Annotated in this window: 11 protein-coding genes and 3 pseudogenes; 6 read left to right on the top strand and 8 right to left on the bottom strand. The window is 67.1% G+C overall.

Translation table 11 applies throughout. From position 1 onward, the window contains the following. From AB0D04_RS16210 to AB0D04_RS16190, 5 genes and pseudogenes are all read right to left on the bottom strand, one after another. Nucleotides 1–371: cupin domain-containing protein (locus AB0D04_RS16210; protein WP_362703300.1), on the bottom strand; the 371-nt coding region annotated here is incomplete at its 3' end. A gap of 550 nt (nucleotides 372–921) precedes the next feature. Next, a complete protein-coding gene (locus AB0D04_RS16205) occupies nucleotides 922–1,989 on the bottom strand; it encodes a hypothetical protein (RefSeq protein ID WP_362703298.1) in 1,068 nt (355 codons plus the stop codon). Between the two features lie 344 nt (nucleotides 1,990–2,333). Further along, the gene (locus AB0D04_RS16200) at nucleotides 2,334–3,212 is read right to left on the bottom strand and encodes a polyprenyl synthetase family protein (RefSeq protein ID WP_362703296.1); all 879 of its coding nucleotides are present in this window, start codon (nucleotides 3,210–3,212) and stop codon (nucleotides 2,334–2,336) included. Between the two features lie 158 nt (nucleotides 3,213–3,370). After that, complete coding sequence (locus AB0D04_RS16195) at nucleotides 3,371–4,147, bottom strand: hypothetical protein (RefSeq protein WP_362703295.1); 777 nt, start codon at nucleotides 4,145–4,147, stop codon at nucleotides 3,371–3,373. Nucleotides 4,148–4,353: 206 nt separating this feature from the next. Beyond that, a pseudogene (locus AB0D04_RS16190) lies at nucleotides 4,354–4,506 on the bottom strand (helix-turn-helix domain-containing protein); the annotation flags it as partial. Between the two features lie 378 nt (nucleotides 4,507–4,884). Here AB0D04_RS16190 and AB0D04_RS16185 point away from each other — a divergent pair. The 3 genes and pseudogenes from AB0D04_RS16185 to AB0D04_RS16175 form a co-directional block, all read left to right on the top strand. Continuing rightward, on the top strand, nucleotides 4,885–5,613 hold the full coding sequence (locus AB0D04_RS16185) for an HNH endonuclease signature motif containing protein (RefSeq protein ID WP_362703294.1): 729 nt from the start codon (nucleotides 4,885–4,887) through the stop codon (nucleotides 5,611–5,613). A 196-nt stretch (nucleotides 5,614–5,809) separates the two neighbouring features. Further along, the gene (locus AB0D04_RS16180) at nucleotides 5,810–6,673 is read left to right on the top strand and encodes an NAD(P)-dependent oxidoreductase (protein WP_362703292.1); all 864 of its coding nucleotides are present in this window, start codon (nucleotides 5,810–5,812) and stop codon (nucleotides 6,671–6,673) included. A gap of 225 nt (nucleotides 6,674–6,898) precedes the next feature. Continuing rightward, nucleotides 6,899–7,449, top strand: a pseudogene (locus AB0D04_RS16175) (IS5 family transposase); the annotation flags it as partial. A gap of 693 nt (nucleotides 7,450–8,142) precedes the next feature. Here the strand turns inward: AB0D04_RS16175 and AB0D04_RS16170 are convergent. After that, entirely contained in the window at nucleotides 8,143–10,548 is a 2,406-nt protein-coding gene (locus AB0D04_RS16170) for a hypothetical protein (protein ID WP_362703290.1), read from the bottom strand. A gap of 163 nt (nucleotides 10,549–10,711) precedes the next feature. Beyond that, nucleotides 10,712–11,431 carry a DUF6333 family protein gene (locus AB0D04_RS16165; RefSeq protein ID WP_362703288.1) on the bottom strand — a complete coding sequence of 240 codons (720 nt, stop codon included), beginning with the start codon at nucleotides 11,429–11,431 and terminating at the stop codon, nucleotides 10,712–10,714. 106 nt (nucleotides 11,432–11,537) lie between these two features. Here AB0D04_RS16165 and AB0D04_RS16160 point away from each other — a divergent pair, with 106 nt between their 5' ends. Next, a complete protein-coding gene (locus tag AB0D04_RS16160) occupies nucleotides 11,538–12,056 on the top strand; it encodes a hypothetical protein (RefSeq protein ID WP_362703287.1) in 519 nt (172 codons plus the stop codon). Between the two features lie 479 nt (nucleotides 12,057–12,535). Then, nucleotides 12,536–14,758 carry a germacradienol/geosmin synthase gene (locus AB0D04_RS16155; protein ID WP_362703286.1) on the top strand — a complete coding sequence of 741 codons (2,223 nt, stop codon included), beginning with the start codon at nucleotides 12,536–12,538 and terminating at the stop codon, nucleotides 14,756–14,758. Nucleotides 14,759–14,823: 65 nt separating this feature from the next. Here AB0D04_RS16155 and AB0D04_RS16150 read toward each other — a convergent pair. After that, a pseudogene (locus AB0D04_RS16150) lies at nucleotides 14,824–14,973 on the bottom strand (carboxypeptidase regulatory-like domain-containing protein); the annotation flags it as partial. Between the two features lie 136 nt (nucleotides 14,974–15,109). Between AB0D04_RS16150 and AB0D04_RS16145 the strand changes: the two are divergent. Continuing rightward, nucleotides 15,110–16,705, top strand: a complete 1,596-nt coding sequence (locus AB0D04_RS16145) for a hypothetical protein (RefSeq protein ID WP_362703285.1) — start codon at nucleotides 15,110–15,112, stop codon at nucleotides 16,703–16,705. Nucleotides 16,706–16,710 lie beyond the last annotated feature (5 nt).

Below are 16,710 nucleotides of genomic sequence, written 5' to 3'. Positions count from 1 at the left end.
CGCTGGGCCGGTTCACCCGCTTCGGCGAAGAATTTTTCGATACCGCCCGGCGTGTAGGTGATCAGGAGCCGCACCGTGCTGGTGGGCTCGAACCGTTCCAATGTGCCCTCAGGGATATGGATAAAGGACCCGGGGCGGCCTTCGACCGTCTCGTCGCCAATGTGGTAGCGCAGCGTCCCCTCGATGACGTAGACACTCTCGATTCCGGGGTGGGTGTGGGGCGGCGGGCCCATCCGCTCCGGAAAGGTCATCTCCATGACGGTCATCGCGCCGTTGGTCTCGTCGCTCGACGCCTTGACCTCGTAGAGGCCGTTCAGCATCCAGAATGCCTTCCCGCCACCGCTGTGGCGCACGTGGGCGTTCTTCACCATGGGGCCGCTCCTTTTCTCGATGGCGTTGAAGGAGAGCGACGCGGGAGCCCGGCCGACCGCACCGTAGACGACGCAGGCATGGCCGCCCCGCTCATGCCGTAGCCCAAGCCGATGGGCAGCCGCCAGATGCACACGGGCAGTGCCGTCCCGTGGTCATTGAAGTCGAACTCGGAGTGTTGATTGCCATGCGTCGAAGGACTCTTGGTCTTCGCAAGCTCCGAATCAAGCGCAGGTCGCGCCCCACTACCCATGCGGCGGATGACCGTCACCGGAGCATCTTTCCCGCGCCGTAGTACCACCGAACCACTGCCTCACATTCCTCTCGGCGCGGCTCGCCTACAACGGACACGATGGCCTCCCGCGGGTAATCCCTACGGGGTTTCACGGGAATGGCGAACCGACCCGCCAGGGTCGCGCTTACCGACCCCACTGGTTCTGAGGAGTTCGTGTTATCCCCGTGCTGAGAGATCTGGGCGTGCGAAGTCGATTTCTCCTGCTGGCCCTGGTGCTGGCGGCGGGCACACTTCGCCGCACTGCGCGTGCGTGGCTGTCAGGTGTCGAGTTGGTCCCACCACCAGGCGATCGTGGGACTCGATGGAGGCGGGCCGGTCGGGAGGTCGCAGGGTGGGGTGCTGGTGCGTTGGAAGGCGTGGGCAGTGTCGGGGGAGAGATAGCGCACGGCGGTCGCTGCCATGGTGAGATTGCCGCTGATGATGCAGTCGAGTCCGGTGAGGTAGCGTCGCAGGTCGTTTCCAGCGTCCGTGAGGAGCTGGTCCCGCAGCTGGAGGTACAGGGTCAAGAGGCGGTCCCGCAGGGTGATGCCCTCGGTCACAGCCTGGCCGAGGGAATACTCGGGGTGTTCACGGCGCAGGACGTCGAACACGTTGTGCTTCCCGATCCTCAGACGGCGTTCCCTGGGGTAGGAGTAGCGGTCGTTGTCCAGGATGGCGGCGAGCATGCCGGCCTCGACGGCTGCGCGGAGCGTGGGGTGGGCCCACTCACGTTCGCCCAGCTCGATGCGCTCCACTGCGTCCAGGAAAGCGGCTGCGGAGTAGGATCCGGCGGAGCCGAGCCGTACCGCCAGGTAGTGGTTGAGAGTGCGGCTTCCCCCTTGTTCCCAGACGGCTGCCTCCCAGCCCATACTCGAGATCCAATGGCTCTGGCCGGCGACGAAGCGTTCCCACTGCACCGGGGTGAGGAAGTTCCGCAGCCGCGTGAACGCGTCCCGCAGGCCCGCGTCCATCGGGTCGGTGGCGTCAGGCCAAGAATGGGGCGAGCGCATGATCCGTTCCCAGCGGCCCGCGTCGACGATGAACTCACTGGCCTGCCGGGAAGCTGATACCCGCTCGTTGGCGGCCCACGCCCAGGCGTTGTAGTCGCACAGGGCCTGCGCCGTCGGCCCGGCAGCATGCGGGGTGACATGGATGGTGTAAGCAGCCCCGACCGAGGCGAGCATGGCAGTCCGCTCGGGGTCCCCACATCCCAGGTCGAACTTCTCGGCCCACTCCAAGGTGCGCTGCTGCAGCAGCACCGCCTCTGGGCTTTCCTGCGCGGGCAGGGGGCAGTAGAAGGTCAACAGACCCGCGTCAATCTCTTCGGTGATGTCGCTGAGCGTCATGGTGATCCTTTCTCCGTCGGCTTCATAGACGGTGAGCGAACGGGGAAGGACGGTGGGCAACTGCGACACGGTGGTGTGATGACGGTCCGACAGCTGCTGGGCGCATTGATCCAACAGACGCGCGACGGTCTTAACGGCCCGCCGTACCCCGGCGCAGAAGGAGCGCAGCGCCACCCGCCGGACGATGCCGGGGACTGAACCGGCACCCGATGCGGCACCGGCGGCATCGGTGCCCGCGACCGGCCTGGGCACGGGGCCGTGCGCGGCGGGTAGGACGGGGGATGAGACAGGGGTTGGAATGAGGGGTGTTGGGCGGGCATCGCGTTCACCTCGTCGCGGTGGGTTCAGAGGTCCCGGTCAGTGATCAGCTGTGCCAGCGCGGTCAGCTCCTGCGCGGGAGTGCGGGCCGGGTCGGCGGCGTGCAGGCTGTCCAGGGCCGCACCGATATGACGCCGGGCTTCACCAGCCGCCCAAGCCCGCCCCCCGGCCGCCTCCACCAGCTCCGCTGCGCGCTCCAACTGGGCCTGTGACAACGGCTCCCGGCGGTCGTAGAGACGGCTCAGTTCCCGCCCTGCCGCCCCATCGCTGGCCAAAGCGGCCGCCACGGGGAGGGACTTCTTGCGCGAGGCCAGGTCCGACCTGGCGGGCTTCCCGGTACGCGCAGGGTCGCCCCAGATCCCCAGCAGGTCATCGACCAGTTGGAACGCCACCCCCACATGCGCTCCGAACGCCCGCAGATGCCCTACGCGCGTCATGCCCGCACCGCCCGCCAGGGCGCCCAGGGCGCAGGAGGCCGCGATCAGCGCGCCCGTCTTGTCGGCCGCCATCGCCGTACAGTCCGCGAGCGACACAGCCGACCGGGTCTCCAGCAGGGCGTCGGTGTACTCGCCTCCGATCAGTTCCTGCACCGCGGCCGTCAGCTGCCTCGCTCCCCTCCCATCCAGCGGCGGCGGGGCATCCGCCAGAACCTGCACGGCCAGGAAGAACAGAGCGTCCCCGGCCAGGATCCCGGCCGGCACCCCCAGCAGGGCCCACAGCGCCGGCCGCCCCCGCCGCAGCCGGTCACCATCGATGATGTCGTCGTGCAGAAGCGAGGCGTTGTGCACCAACTCCACCGCCACCGCCGCCGGCACCCCCTGTAACCGCTCCCCGCCCACCGCCTCGCACGCCAGCAGCGCCAACGCGGGCCGTACGGCTTTCCCCGAACTCCCGGCCAGCGGCACGCCTGCCCGATCCCACCACCCGAAATGGACACCCACTAGGTGCTGGACCGGGCCCGGCAGCCCATCCACTGCCTGCCGCAGCGCAGGAAGCGTAACGGCCCCCGCATCGAGGAGAACCTGCCGCGCTGTGCGCACCGGCTGCACCGAGGACGCCACCGTCATCTTGGATACCCCCCGCCGACCGCCAGGCCACAGCCAGCTGTACCGTCCGCACACCACCGGACCGGCGCCCCGGTCTGCACGTCCCATCGCATACCTGCAGACCAGCAGTGACAACGCCACTCGCAGGGAGCGCGGATCGACACGATGCACTCTGTGGCTACTGCGCAGGACAACAGCGCCTCTTGCGCGCCTCCGGCGCTCAAACCCCGCCCCGCGCCGTAGGTGCGCGGCGACCTAGTGCTGGATTCCTCAAACGGTGTACACATATCGGCGCCGTAGTAGGCGAGTTGGTGGTGCGGGCCCGCCCCATATCCATGGGCGGGCCCGGGTGTTGAGCTGGGCTGTCGCCAGGCGGGTGGCTTGTTCGATCTCTGGTGGTCCGGCGAATGACTGGCCTGCGAGGGCGGCCTTGCGGAAGGTGCGCCACCAGCCTTCTTGGAAGTTGAGCCAGCAGGCTCCGAAGGGGATGAAGACGTGGTGGATGCGGGCGTGGTCCTCCAGGTCTGGGTGGACAGGCTGTTGTGCGAGGAGAGGTTGTCGGTGACGACGTAGATGTCCCCGGCCGGGTTGGCTGCCTCGACCTTCTGTAGAAACTGCTGGTAGAAGGCACTGTTGCGGGAGGCGGCGGTCATCGTGATCTCTTGTCCGTCCCGTACCCGCAGGTCGCCGTAGACCCAGGTCTTCTCTGGCCCGCGGCCGTAGTCGACTTCGGATTTGATGCGGTGGCCGTCCGGCGACCAGCCCGGCGCCGGTGGGAAGGTGCGTGGGACCACCGGCCCGAGCTCGTCGGCGCAGATGACCGTCGCGCCGTCGGGCGGGCAGGTGTACAGGCCGATGATCCGCGTCCTTTTCCCTCGAAGTCCGTATCCTTCGATCGAGTCCAGGATCGGGTGCGGCGCCAGCGGACACCCTCGGCCGGCAGAATCCTGCGGACGTGGGACCGGCTCACCTCGATCCCCTTTCGGCGGGCGAGTGCGGCAAGCGCATCGAGCGTCCACTCCGGCGGCGTTCTCACCAGGGCGATGATCCGCGAACGCTCCATATCGCCGATCCGCCGTTTGCGTCCCTGGCCACCGAGGTCTTCCAGGCCCTCCAGGCCACAGCGGTTGAAGCGGTGAAACCAGCGGCGCACGGTCTTCTGCCCGCAGCCCACCTCGTCCGCGATCGCCGGCACCGCAGACCAGCCCAGCTCAACTCGACCATCCGCGCCCGCGTCACCAGATCCCGCGGAGCCTTCCGTGCCCGCGCCAACCGACCGATCACCGCAAGCTCGTCATCATCACGCCCCGGCCGTGCCCGTAACACCATCGCCCAGCACCCACCCCGAGCCCCGCAACCACCCCGCCACCAGGACATCTACCCAGTGAAAGAGGAATCCAGCACTAGTTGAACAGATGAGAAAACGGGGCCCGATCGGTGTCCCCGCGCTGCCAGCACGGGGCCTTCAGCTATCCGAATGCCCAACGGGCATGCAAAATTGGGCGGTCGCTACCTAGTGGAGGGAACCGCAATGCCCCGCCCTGTCTCACCCCGTATCGCCGAACTGCGTGCCAGGAATCAGGCGCGTCTGAGGGAGCAGTACGAGGCGGGCACCCTGGGCCAGTACATCGGCATCCGGGAAGACCAGGTTCTTGGGTTCGGTGACCCGCTCGCGGCGCTGGCCGCGATGGACGCGCGGCCCGGGTGCATGGACGGCCAGGAGTACCGCAACCGCCTGCACGTGATGATTGCTCGTGCTCACGAGATGAGCGAGCAGGAGCGGGCGGCCGAGCAGCGGTTCCGTAAGCGGCAGCAGGAGCGCCGGCGTCGGTCACGGATCGCGTCCCAGCCTCGGGACCGGTACACCCTGGCGGAGGTGTACGAGCGTGACGGTGGCGAGTGTGCGCACTGCTTTACCGCGGTGCCGCGGCAGGCCGGGCCGCGCGACCCGCGTGCTCCGCAGATCGACCACATCCGGGAGATTGCCGACGGGGGCTCCGACACGTTGGACAACGTGGCGCTCACGCACCGGTTTTGCAACGCGGACCGGTCGAACGACGGCCGCAGGGCTACGCCTCAGCAGGCTCGGAAGCGCCTGGAGGGGAGAACGGCGCGGTACCTGGCCGAGGATCGGTGTTCGGCCAGCGTCACCAGGGAAGACGGCATCTTCTTGCATGAGATCCCGTGTGGCACCGTTCTCGACGGGGCCGGGGAATGCAAGAACGCTCACCGGCACTTCGTCTGGGAAGTGCAGGGCTAGGGCCTGTCCGGCGGATCATGCCTGGGACGCGGTGGTCTGGCACGCCCATCTGCGGCGTTGTCGTCGGTTGCCAACGCTCCGCGTTGTTGACGGCTCTGATCGCGGCGCTGTCGGGTCAGCTCGCGGCGAGCCGTGACTTCTTGACCTGGCATCCTTGAGCCGTCTTAGACGGTTCAATGGAAGGGGCGTGCTCTGCATGAGCAGCATCGCGGTCATCGGTCTGGGGGCGATGGGGAGGCCCATCGCACACAACCTCTTGAAGGCCGGCCACGACGTCGTGGTGTGGAACCGCTCCGACGCACCTGCGGAGCAACTCGTTGCAGCGGGTGCCCGTCGTGCCGCCTCGGTCGCAGAGGCCATGCACGCGCCGGTGGTCTTCTCGGTCCTGTCCGATGACCGGGCCGTCGCCGAGACGTTCATCGACTCCGGTGTCCTCTCCCAGATCCCGGCCGGGACTGTTCACGTCAACCTCGCCACGGTGAGTGCCGGCCTGGCTCGCCGGGTCGGCGCAGCGCACGCCGAGTCCGGTGTCGGGTACGTCGCGGCACCGGTCTTCGGCCGTGTTCCGGTCGCCGAAGCCGGGGCACTCAACATCCTTGCGGCCGGTGAGGACTTGCTGATCGACCGCGCGCAGCCGTTCTTCGATGTGATCGGCTCGCGGACGTGGCGCCTCGGCGACCGTCCGGAGCAGGCCAACATCGTGAAGATCCTCGGGAACTATCTGATCGCCTGCGCAATTCAGTCACTAGGCGAGGCCGTCAGCCTCGCGGAAGGTGCCGGTGTCGACTCCGGGCAGTTCGTCGAACTGCTGACCTCGACCCTCTTCCCAGGAGCCGTCTACGCAGGCTACGGGTCGATGGTCGCCGAACGGCGCTACCAGCCGGCCGGCTTCACCACAGTCCTGGGCCGCAAGGACCTCCACCTCGCGCTCGATGCGGCGATCGACCACGACATTCCGCTCCCGATCGGCCAGTTGCTGCGGGCTGTCTTCGATCAGGCCATCGCCGACGGTCACGGGGCGGACGACTGGGCGGTCATCGCGGAACAGCAACCGCGGTGACGAGGGGCAGACCGCTGAGGTAGGGGACCGTGCTGACGAGCTTGAGGGCACGGTCGCCGAGATCGTCGGTATGAAGTTGCCGATCGATGACGATGAGATTCCCAGAGGAAACACGAAAAGGCCCCCGGCCGTCCCTTCGCGGGACAGGCCGGGGGCCTTCTTGTTGCCTAGGGCCAGGTTCGGCGGATCATGTGACCTCGTCGCCCCGAGCTCGTTGACGTGTCCATGGGGCGGGGAGATCTCACGAACGCGGAGTGGGCCCGACTGAAGCCGCATCTGCCGAAGTCCGGCAAGCGGGGCGGTCGTTGGGCGAGCCATCGAAGGATCATCAACGGGATCCTGTACCGGCAGCGGACGGGGGTGCCATGGCGCGACCTACCTGCGCGTTTCGGCCCGCGGAAGACCGTGTACGAACGGCACAGACGCTGGTCTGCGGACGGCACGTGGGACAGGATCTTCGCGGCCGTCCTGGCCGACGCCGATTCCGAAGGCCGTGTGGGCTGGTCGATGGTGCGCGTGGACTCCACCTCCTGCCGGGCCCACCAGCACGCTGCTGGAGCCCGCCGAAGCCGCCCGCGGGTGCCGGGAAAAGAACAACGCCTCGCAACCAGCGCCCCGACGAGGGACTCGGACGCTCCCGCGGCGGCCTGACCAGCAAGATCCACCTCGCCGGGGAAGGCGGCCTGCGCCCGCTCGCGATGCTTGTCACCCCGGGCCAGTGGGGCGACGCCCCGCAGCTCATCCCGGTCATGGACCGCATTCGAGTGCACCGGCCCTGTGCGAGGGCCATGACGGCCTCCTCCAGGCTTACGCCGTCGTCCTCTGCCTCCTCGCTCTCCTCTGCCTCCTTGGTGGCCATGGCCGCGACTTTGGCCAGGTCGGTGAAGGTCTCGGCGTAGTCGCCCCAGAAGTCGGCGACAGTGACGCTGAGTTCGGCCCGGGCGGCTTCGGCGAGTTGGACGGCGACGGACACGATCTTTTCGTCCGTGTGGCCTTCGTAGTAGGCGAGGTGGGCGATGCCGTTTCGGGAGTCCATCACGGGCGTGAACTGGTCGAAGGTGATGGGCATCTTGCCCCTCATGACCTTCTCGGCGAGCTTGAACGCCTCGGCCATGCCGATGGTGCGGGCCTGGGTCAGCGGCTTGACGCCGGGCTGGTCTTCAAGGCCGAGGGCGTGGAACTTGAGGGACTGGTCTCCCTTGTCGGAGATCAGGAGGGGATTGGCCTGGCAGAGAACGGCCTTGAGGACGTGCTCGGAGCCCCATCCGGCATACAGGACGGCGAAGGTCGGCATACCGCCGCGCCAGGAGTCGAGCGCCCCCCCATCATCAGGGCGGCCATGTCGGCGATACGCTTCTTAATCACGATCTTCCTTCTATCAGACGGCCGTTCACGCCTTCCGGCGGGGCGAAACAGCACTGCGCCCCGCCGGAAGGTTCCGGCGGGGCGCAGTCGTGTTCGGGGTGGTGCTACTGGTCCGCGGTCTTTCGGCGGCGCATCCAGCACACGAGTCCGGCCCCGGCCGCGACGACGGCGGCGGCGATGCCGGAGATCAGTCCGATCGGGGTGTCGGATCCGGTGTGGGCGAGGTCGCCGTCAGGGTCCTTGGTGGCCGGCGGCCCACTGTGGTCACCACCGCCCGGGGTGGACGGGTCGGGGGCCGGGGTCGACGGGTGGCCGGTGGGCTTGTCCGTCGGTGTCGGCTTCGGGGTCGGGGTGGGCTTGTCCCCACCGCCCCCGCCGCCGCCGGTGCTGCCGTCGTTGGTGGCGGTGTTGCCGCCCAGCAGCAGGAGGTTGCCGTCGTTGCTCTTGGCGTTGTCCGTCAGCGTCTTGACGGAGGTGTGGGTCTGCTTGGGCAGGTCGCGGTGCTCGACCCGGAACCGGACCGGGCCCATGTTCCGCTTGGGCTGCTTGGAGAAGTCCACGCCGCCGACGGTGAACGTGTACCGGCCGCCTCCGGCGTCATGCTCCCAGGTCTCCTCGCCCTTCTTCAGCGACTCTATGTACGCGTCGTAGACCTTCTGACGCGTCCAGTCCTGGTTGGGGGCGCGCAGCGGCGTCGCGGTGATGTCGTTGCTGTTGATGAGCTTGTGGTAGTCGGTGGGGGTGATCGCGTCCTGCTGGCGGATGAACTCGGCCGCGACGCGTGCGGTGTAGACGCGGCGCAGGTCGGCGTAGCGCGGCAGGGTGTTCACGCGCTTTTCGATCTCGGGCATGATCAGCCGGTTCATGCGGCGTTCGGTGGCCTTGGTCTGCGCCTTGTTGAAGTCGCAGAGGTAGACGCTGTCGTTGCCGGGCATGTTGTTGATCTTCAGGTACTGGGCCTTGACCGCAAGGGGCGTGTCGAGGATGTGGATGCCGCCCTTTTCCTCACGGACGACGGCTTCCTTCGGCTCGATCCACTGGCGGACCTGGAACCAGCAGGGCTCACCCTTGCCGTTGCGGGGCAGCGACTTCCAATAGGTGTCCGCGCCCGGGTACTTGGTGGGGTTTGCGGCCTGCGCGAAGTCCTTCTTCAGCGCCAGGTCGGCTTCCAGTAGGACCCGGCCGGCGTCGGTCTTGCCGAACGTGGTGTCCATGATCTTGTCGGGCTGGTCCGGGTTCAGGTTGACCCAAAACTTTTCCGGCGACAGGGACAGCCACGTCAGGAAGGAGTCGGAAATGAGCTGCGACTTGGCTTTGCCGCCCCATCCGGACTGCTCGGAGGGGTCTTCCTTCGCGGAGTAGCTGTAGTCGAGGCCCTTGCCCTTGACGGGCTTGCCGACGTAGCGCAGCTCCAGGCTGGTGAAGTCCACGCCGCCCGGTCCCCGCGGGGAGAGTCCGGGGTTGGCGAGGTTCTTGCGCTTGAGGTACTCCTGCATGTCCTTCGGCGTGGGCCTCGACTCGCGGATCGCGTCGTTGGCTCCGCCTCCGGCGATGCCGGGACGGCCGGGGGCCTGCATGTCCTTCGACTTGTAGCGCACCCCGCACGGCTTCTGGGCTGCGGCGAGGGTCATGGTGCCGGTACCGGTGCTTGGGGTGCAGCCGGCGGGGGCCTTTTCGATCTGGTCGGAGTGGTAGTCGTAGGTGCTGACCGTGCGGCCGTTGGCCTTGGCGATCTCCTTCTGCTTTTCGATGAAGGTGACCGTCTCGCCCTTCTGGGGCTCGGCGAAAACGTTCTGCCAGGACGTGCCCTTCCACTTGGGGTCCTTCGCCCAAGCCCGGTCCTTCGGCATCTGATCCTTGCTCATCTTGCCGTTGGACTTGATCTCGATGATCTTCCCGGCCTTCTCGTTGTACGCATCGAGCTGGCGACGGTGCGGGAGACCGGTGTCGGGGTCGGTGAAGATCACCTCCTTCTGACACAGCCAGTTCTTGCTGGTCAGCCCGTGGTCCTTGATGAACTTCTTCTCGAACGCCTTACCCCGCGGGTCGTTGCCCGCGTTGCGGATCAACCGGGCGTCGCGCCAGTGCGACCAGTCGTCCCACACCCTGGTTTTGGGGGTCTTCTTCGCGTTGATCCACGTCCAGTAAATCCGGTCGAGAGGCTTGGACTTCGGCGGTTTCCGCTTCAGCTTCCCGAGGCGGGCCTCCTCCTCGGGGGAGGGCGGTCCCAGGCCGTCCCACTTCTTGGCGGGGTTCTCGTACTCGTAGCTGTCGCGCTGCGACTCCGGGCGCGCGTGGTCGCCATCGGGCAGGTCGACGATGCCGGCCATGTCTTCGAGGAGGTCGTAGTACTCAAAGCACGGCATACCCGGGTCGAGGGGCTTGGGCGGGCGCGGCGCGGCCTGCGCAAGGGGTGTCAGGGCGCCGAGCGACATGATCGAGGCGCAGGCCACAGCGACGGCCGTGCGCAGCAGCGCGGCCATGCGCCGCGGACGTATGGAAGGTTTCACGGTGTTCCCCGTCGGGGGCCCATGGGGTGAGTACGTTCGCGGCGGCAGGGGCCCCCGTGGTCTGTGTGACGCCGCGAAACGCTCTCACCATAGCCAGTCAACTCGCAGTCATGGAGCGGTAAAACCGGCGTGGGCACTCCAACTTGTGGTGTATGCACGATCGTTACTCGTCGAGCCAGGTCTCTTCGAGATCTCCGATGGCCTCTTCGGTACGGGTGACGCGGAACGAGGACAGCGTCAGGTGGTGCCGCTGGGAGGGCACCACGGCCTTCAGGCATGCTTCAAGGGCTGCGGCGTAGTTCATGTCCTGGGGGTCGACGTCGAAGTCGAAGCCGGGGGGCAGCTCGGCGGAGGCGCAGAAGGCGGCGATGACGTCGCTGACGCTGTCATCGCGCACGTCCCAGGTCTCCTCTCCCGTGTAGCCGTCCGCCCACAGCCGGACCCCGGTGGGGTGGATGACGACGTAGGCGCTGTAGTCGATGGAGAAGTCGATGGAGGCCGAGCCGATGACCGCAGCGTTCGGGTACTCCTTGGCGAGCTCCTCGGCCTGGTCCCGCAGAGCGAAGGAGCCCATACGGTCGACCAGGGCCGCATCGGTGATCTCGATGACCGGGCCCCAGCATCCGATGTGGACCTGTTCGAGATCGGAACGGGTGTGATGCGGGACGATGCCGATGTCGGAGGCGCGCATCGGGCCAAGCTCGACGCCCACGCTCTCGACGCTCAGCAGGGATTCGGCGACCTGGCGGGCACGAGCGTGGTCGTTGGGCGGCAGGGACCCGAAGGCGTGCGGGGTCGGGTTGTCGATGACGGTGAGGGTGTAGCCGCCATGGCGCAGTATCCGGGCCTCGGGCGGGTGCTCCCACATGCTGTTGTCGGTCATGGTCGACCACCGTAAGGGATCAGCATTCTTCGAGGCGACACCATGCGTGAACTGCCCGCGCAGAGAGGATCCGTGATGGTCAGCCCTGCCGCCTAGGCTGGCCCGCATGCCCCCGATCGAATACCCGGAATACCCGCACAGTGACAGCACGGCCCAGAACATATGGCTGGATGAGCTCGGCATCGAGATCGGCAAGCTCGAAGTGCGTGACGGTATGCCGGTGCCCGATGGCTTCGTGTTCGACTACAGCCCCGCCAGCCTGCCCGTCCTGGAAGCCGCCGCCCTCGAATATCAGGACCAGCCCGGGCACGCATCCCGCATCGACCTCTACATCCGTGGCCTGGGCGCCTACCTGGGTGAGGCGATCTTGTTCACGGCCGGCGGGTACTGGGACCGATCCGAGGACGAGGGGGAAGACCCCGTTGTGATCGTCGACCCCGTGCACAAGGCCGGTCCGGTTGCCGTGTGCGACATCGTCCGCACCGCCCTGAGCGACGGCACCGGCGGGATGTTCGCCGAGGAGCACGGATGGATGCAGATCGCCGCGGACGCGCAGCGGGAGAAGGACCCCGCATGGCGGCCGGTGAAGGCCGACGACGGCATCGACCGGCCCAAGGCGGGGTGAACTGCGGTGCTGGGTCCTGGTGTTGGCGGGACGCATGGGGTGCGTGAGCGCTAAGTGCTGTTGTAGTCTGCTCGTTCCCCGTGGCCCCAGAAGGCCCCGCCGGTTTGGTCACCGGCGGGGGCCTTCGTCGTTGTGCGGGGGGCAGGGTGTCGGCTGTAGGGACTCGCGGCTCATGTCGTACGCCGGGGTGCTGGCCTGGTGCGCTTCGGCAGTCTCACGGGCATGTTGTGCGGCTTGCGTCTCATGGCCATGTCGTATTCCTCGCCGCGGAGGTCTGCCAGCCATCGGCGCAGACATGCACAACCCGCCGCACGTGCTGGCCCGCACGCCCTCTTTCGCTTCCGCGCGACCGACTCGTCGACGGACTTCACGGGTAATCCCGTGGCGTTGTGCCTGTTGGGGGGAGCGCTGTCGAGGTGCGGGGAGCCGGTGGACGGTCGCCCGTCCCAGGTGTTGTCACCGTGGAAGGAATGCGCATCATGACGTCCATCGCTCTGCCCGATTTCTACATGCCGTGGCCGGCCCGGCTGAATCCCAACCTGGAGCAGGCCCGCGCGCAGAGTCTCGTCTGGGTACGGCGGATGGAGATGCTCGAACCCGTCTGGGACGAAGAACGGTTCACGGCGATGGACTTCGCCTTGTTCGCCGCCTGGACCCACCCCGACGTACCGCCTGAGGAGCTCAACCTCCTCAGCAACTGGTACATCTGGGGCTGGTACGTCGTCGACTACTTCCCGCAGACCTACACCGGGGCGGAGGATGTGGGCGCCGCCAGGGAGTACCTGGGACGGCTGCTCGCGTTCATGCCCACCGACGGGAAGCCGAGCGAGCTCACCCCGGAGAACCCTCTGGAGCGCGGCCTGGTCGACCTCTGGGTTCGTACCGTGCCCGGGAAGTCACGTGCGTGGCTGCGTCGTTATGTCGCCATCGTCCAGGACATGGCGCAGGAGGCGATGCGTGAACTGTCCAACCTCAGCCGGAACGAGTGCCGGGTGCTTGACCCGATCGAGTACCTCGAAGTCCGGCGCTCGGTTGGCGGGATTCTCTGGTCGGCCCAACTCGTCGAGCACGCCTATGGGCTGGAGCTTCCGCAGCGGCTGCTTGATGCCCGGCAGCTGAAGTTGCTGAACGCGGCCTTCGCCGATGCCGAGGGCCTGCAGAACGATCTCATCTCCTACGACATCGACATGGCGGAGGGAAAGGTCAACAACGCCGTGACGGTGGTGGGCCACTTCCTGGACCGCGATGCGCAGGACGCGGCTGGCCTCGTCAATGACCTCGTCACCGACCGGATCGAGCAGTTCGAGCACACCTGCGCCACCGAACTGGCGCCCGCGTTCGACGAGTACCTGCTGAGCCCGGTCGAACGGGCTCAGGTGCTGCGCTACGTCCAGGGCCTGAAGGACTGGATGGCGGGCAACCTCGAATGGGCGCTGCGCCCCGGTGGCCGCTACCTGCCGGAGCGGTCCGGTGACGCCGTGGCGGAAGGGCCGGCGGTGCCCGGTCCGACCGGCCTCGGCACGGCGGCGGCCAGGCTCGGGCTCGCCCCTCACCAGGTGGGCCGCCGGTCGCGCAGCTATCGGAACCTTCCCCGGCAGCCGCGCGAGCAGATCGACCTGCCCGACTTCTACATGCCGTTCCAGCTTCGGGTGAACCCCCTCCTGCCCGTCGCGCGCGAGCACGGCAACGACTGGATCCGCGGCACCGGCATCACCAGCGCTCCCGGACTCGGTATCTGGAACGAGGCGAGCATTCAGGCGGCGGACTACCCGCTGCTCGGCGCGGTGGCGTTCCCCGATGCGAAAATCGCCGAACTGGACCTGTTCAACGACTGGTACACCTGGGGGTTCATCCAGGACGACTACCTGCTGGAGGTGTTCAAGCGCCGCCGTGACCTACCGGGGGCGAAGGCGTATCTGGAGCGGCTGGCGCGGTTCCTCCCGGTCGACACGCTCGCCATGCCGGTGCCGACCAATCCCCCGGAGCAGGGACTGGCGGATCTGTGGCTGCGCACGGCACCGGCCGTCTCGGACGGACTGCGCCGCAAGCTCGCCGCAAGCTGGGTGGCCCATATCCGGTCGGGCCTGTGGGAGATCTTCAACCTCGTGCACAACCGGGTACCGGAGCTGATCGACCACATGGAGATGCGACGGCTGAGCCTGGGGGCCGAGGTCATCATGGACCTGTTCGGCTACGGATCGGAGGAGACCATCCCGGACGCAGTCATGCGCAGCCGGCCAATGCGCCGACTTGCAGCGGCGGTCGGAGACTGGGCGGGCTGGCTCAACGACGTGATCTCGTACCAGGTGGAGATCGAGTACGAGGACGACCTCAGCAACGGCGTACTGGCACTGCGCCGATTCCTCGGCAGCGACCTGCCGGAGGCTGTCGACGGGGTCAACCGGCTGCTCACCGCCCGCCTGCAGGAGTTCGAGCACCTCCGCGACACCGAACTCCCCGAACTGTCCGCCGAGTTGAAACTGGGCGAGGAAGAGCGCGCGAGCCTGGCCGACCACCTACGCCAGATGGAGGAGTGGATGGCCGGATTCTTCCACTGGACCCTCGGCACGAGCCGCTACACCGACTTCCGCACCCGGACCACACCGGTCGCCACGCTGCTGCGCGGCCCGGTCGGGCTGGGGACATCGGCGGCCAGGTTCCCGCTAGGTATGCGGCGAACCGGCCGGCCCGTTGCGAACTGAATCCCGGCCGCAGAGCGGGCACCGCCACCTTGCCTGCGACTACGTCAAGACAGGGGAACACGCAGTCAGAAGAACCGACCGCCCCCACAGTCCGACACCGTGTCCGGCTGCGCGGCGACCGAGCCCACCACGGTGATGTCGATCTGCTCGCTCATCGCGCTGACCCCGCTCAGAGTGGCAGTGGCCTGAAGTCGGCCCGTGCCGGGCGGGAGGGCGAGGTCGGCACACCGACGGGAGCAACCTTTCACGGCTTCACTTGAACGAGCAGCGGTCACGACCCGTGAGTCTCAACTCCGTGTCGGATCCGACTCTGATCCGACATCGACCGGGATCACCTTCCCACCGGACACGGTGAAGGACCCGTCCAACGGGAAGTACATGAGCGGCAGAGGTGACCTCTACAACGAGGACGGCAGCCTCTTCCAGCGCGCCGAGGACGCCCCCAAAGACAAGCCCGCCCAACCCGCCCAGGGCGCAGACAACCCACAGACCGAGACCCCGGTCCGCCAGGAACAGCGGGTCCCGGCCGGCGTCGGCGGACGGGGCGACGACTTCACACGCGTCGGCTCGGAGATACCCGACCCGGCCCATGCGGGCGACAACGCGGGCCACGGCGACACCGGCCCGGGAGAGAACACTCCCATGGGCCGTGCCGGCGACCATAACGCCCCAGGCGGCAGCGTGGGCAGCCAGATGCCCACGAACAACCTGGACAACACCCCAGCCGGTGGTGGCGGTCGCACCGACCCCCCGACCACGGGCGGCGGCGGTGTCCGCGACCTCCCGGGCGGCGGCAGCCAAGACCTTTCCGGCGGCACCACGGCCCGCAACGACCTCCTCGGCTCCGCCCACCCCGAGGCACCGGGCACGGGCGGCCTAGACGACGCGGCCCACGGAGCTGACGATGGTGCTGGTATCAGTGCCGGCAACGATGCGGCCACGCCGGGCGGTGGGTCCCCTGGTCCCGACCGAATCCCCGGTCCCCCGAGCTTCATGCGGCACGGCGACAACCCCTACGGTCCACCCGGTTCGCTCACGCCGGAACAGATCAAAGAGATCCAGGTATACCGGGCCAACTATGAGGACGGGTATTTCAAGGAGCACTACGCGAAGCACCCGAATCACGCCCAACGGCTCGACACCGACGCCGTGGACGAAAGCGGCTACCCACCTCCGCAGTTGATTAAGGATCCCGCCAACCTGAAGGCATGGATCCCCAAGGACAGCGCTCCGCCACCCTTCCCCGCAAAATACATGCCTGATTGGGACCGCGGGCGTACTGCGACGCAGTTGACCGATCCCGATGCGCACAGGATTCTCGACGACAAGGCCGTCAAGCGTCATGAGTCCATCAGGAAGGACGTTCCTTGGCACGACCCTGTCAGTGAGGCCAAGAAGGCTTGGAAAACGGATGGCACTCCTGAGAGCAAGGCTGCATACGAGGCACTGAAGAGGCAGCACGCACCGTTCCATGAGGCGATGACGAAGCACACCGAGGCGTACGGTGAAGCGGTCGCCCAGCATCACGTGATCTCGGAATTCTATGCTGGCGCCAAAAGGGAGTCGCTCGCAGGGCCGAAGAACGGCAATGACCAGTTCGATCAGCTTTGGAGGTGGAAGAACGACGACGGGTTCACAGTTATCGAAGCTAAGAGTGACGTCCGTACAAAAATTAACGAACGCACGCTCCCCAGCGGCTACAAGGCCGAGCAGGCGTCGCGCGAATACTTCCTCGACATCATGAATGAAATGTGGAAGAGGGGGGCCAACGACAACGCGAAGGAACTGCAGCTGTATACTGATCTAAAACGCGCACTGAAGGAAGGTAACGTACATTACATCCTGGTCAAGGGTGTTTCCGATGGCCCGAGTTATGGCGGCTTCAAGAGTCGGCGAGCCAATATCGGGAAGTTCAAAGAAGATGACTTCGGTTTCGAACTTCAGTGACAGGA

This window comes from Streptomyces sp. NPDC048483 (assembly GCF_040651455.1).
Taxonomy (GTDB): domain Bacteria; phylum Actinomycetota; class Actinomycetes; order Streptomycetales; family Streptomycetaceae; genus Streptomyces.
This window is presented reverse-complemented; position numbering and strand designations above follow the sequence as displayed.

Excerpts from the sequence above, each read along its gene's own strand:
- AB0D04_RS16205 (WP_362703298.1), bottom strand. The coding sequence starts at position 1,989 with ATGACGCTCAGCGACATCACCGAAGAGATTGACGCGGGTCTGTTGACC.
- AB0D04_RS16185 (WP_362703294.1), top strand. The coding sequence starts at position 4,885 with ATGCCCCGCCCTGTCTCACCCCGTATCGCCGAACTGCGTGCCAGGAAT.
- AB0D04_RS16180 (WP_362703292.1), top strand. The coding sequence starts at position 5,810 with ATGAGCAGCATCGCGGTCATCGGTCTGGGGGCGATGGGGAGGCCCATC.
- AB0D04_RS16165 (WP_362703288.1), bottom strand. The coding sequence starts at position 11,431 with ATGACCGACAACAGCATGTGGGAGCACCCGCCCGAGGCCCGGATACTG.
- AB0D04_RS16160 (WP_362703287.1), top strand. The coding sequence starts at position 11,538 with ATGCCCCCGATCGAATACCCGGAATACCCGCACAGTGACAGCACGGCC.
- AB0D04_RS16155 (WP_362703286.1), top strand. The coding sequence starts at position 12,536 with ATGACGTCCATCGCTCTGCCCGATTTCTACATGCCGTGGCCGGCCCGG.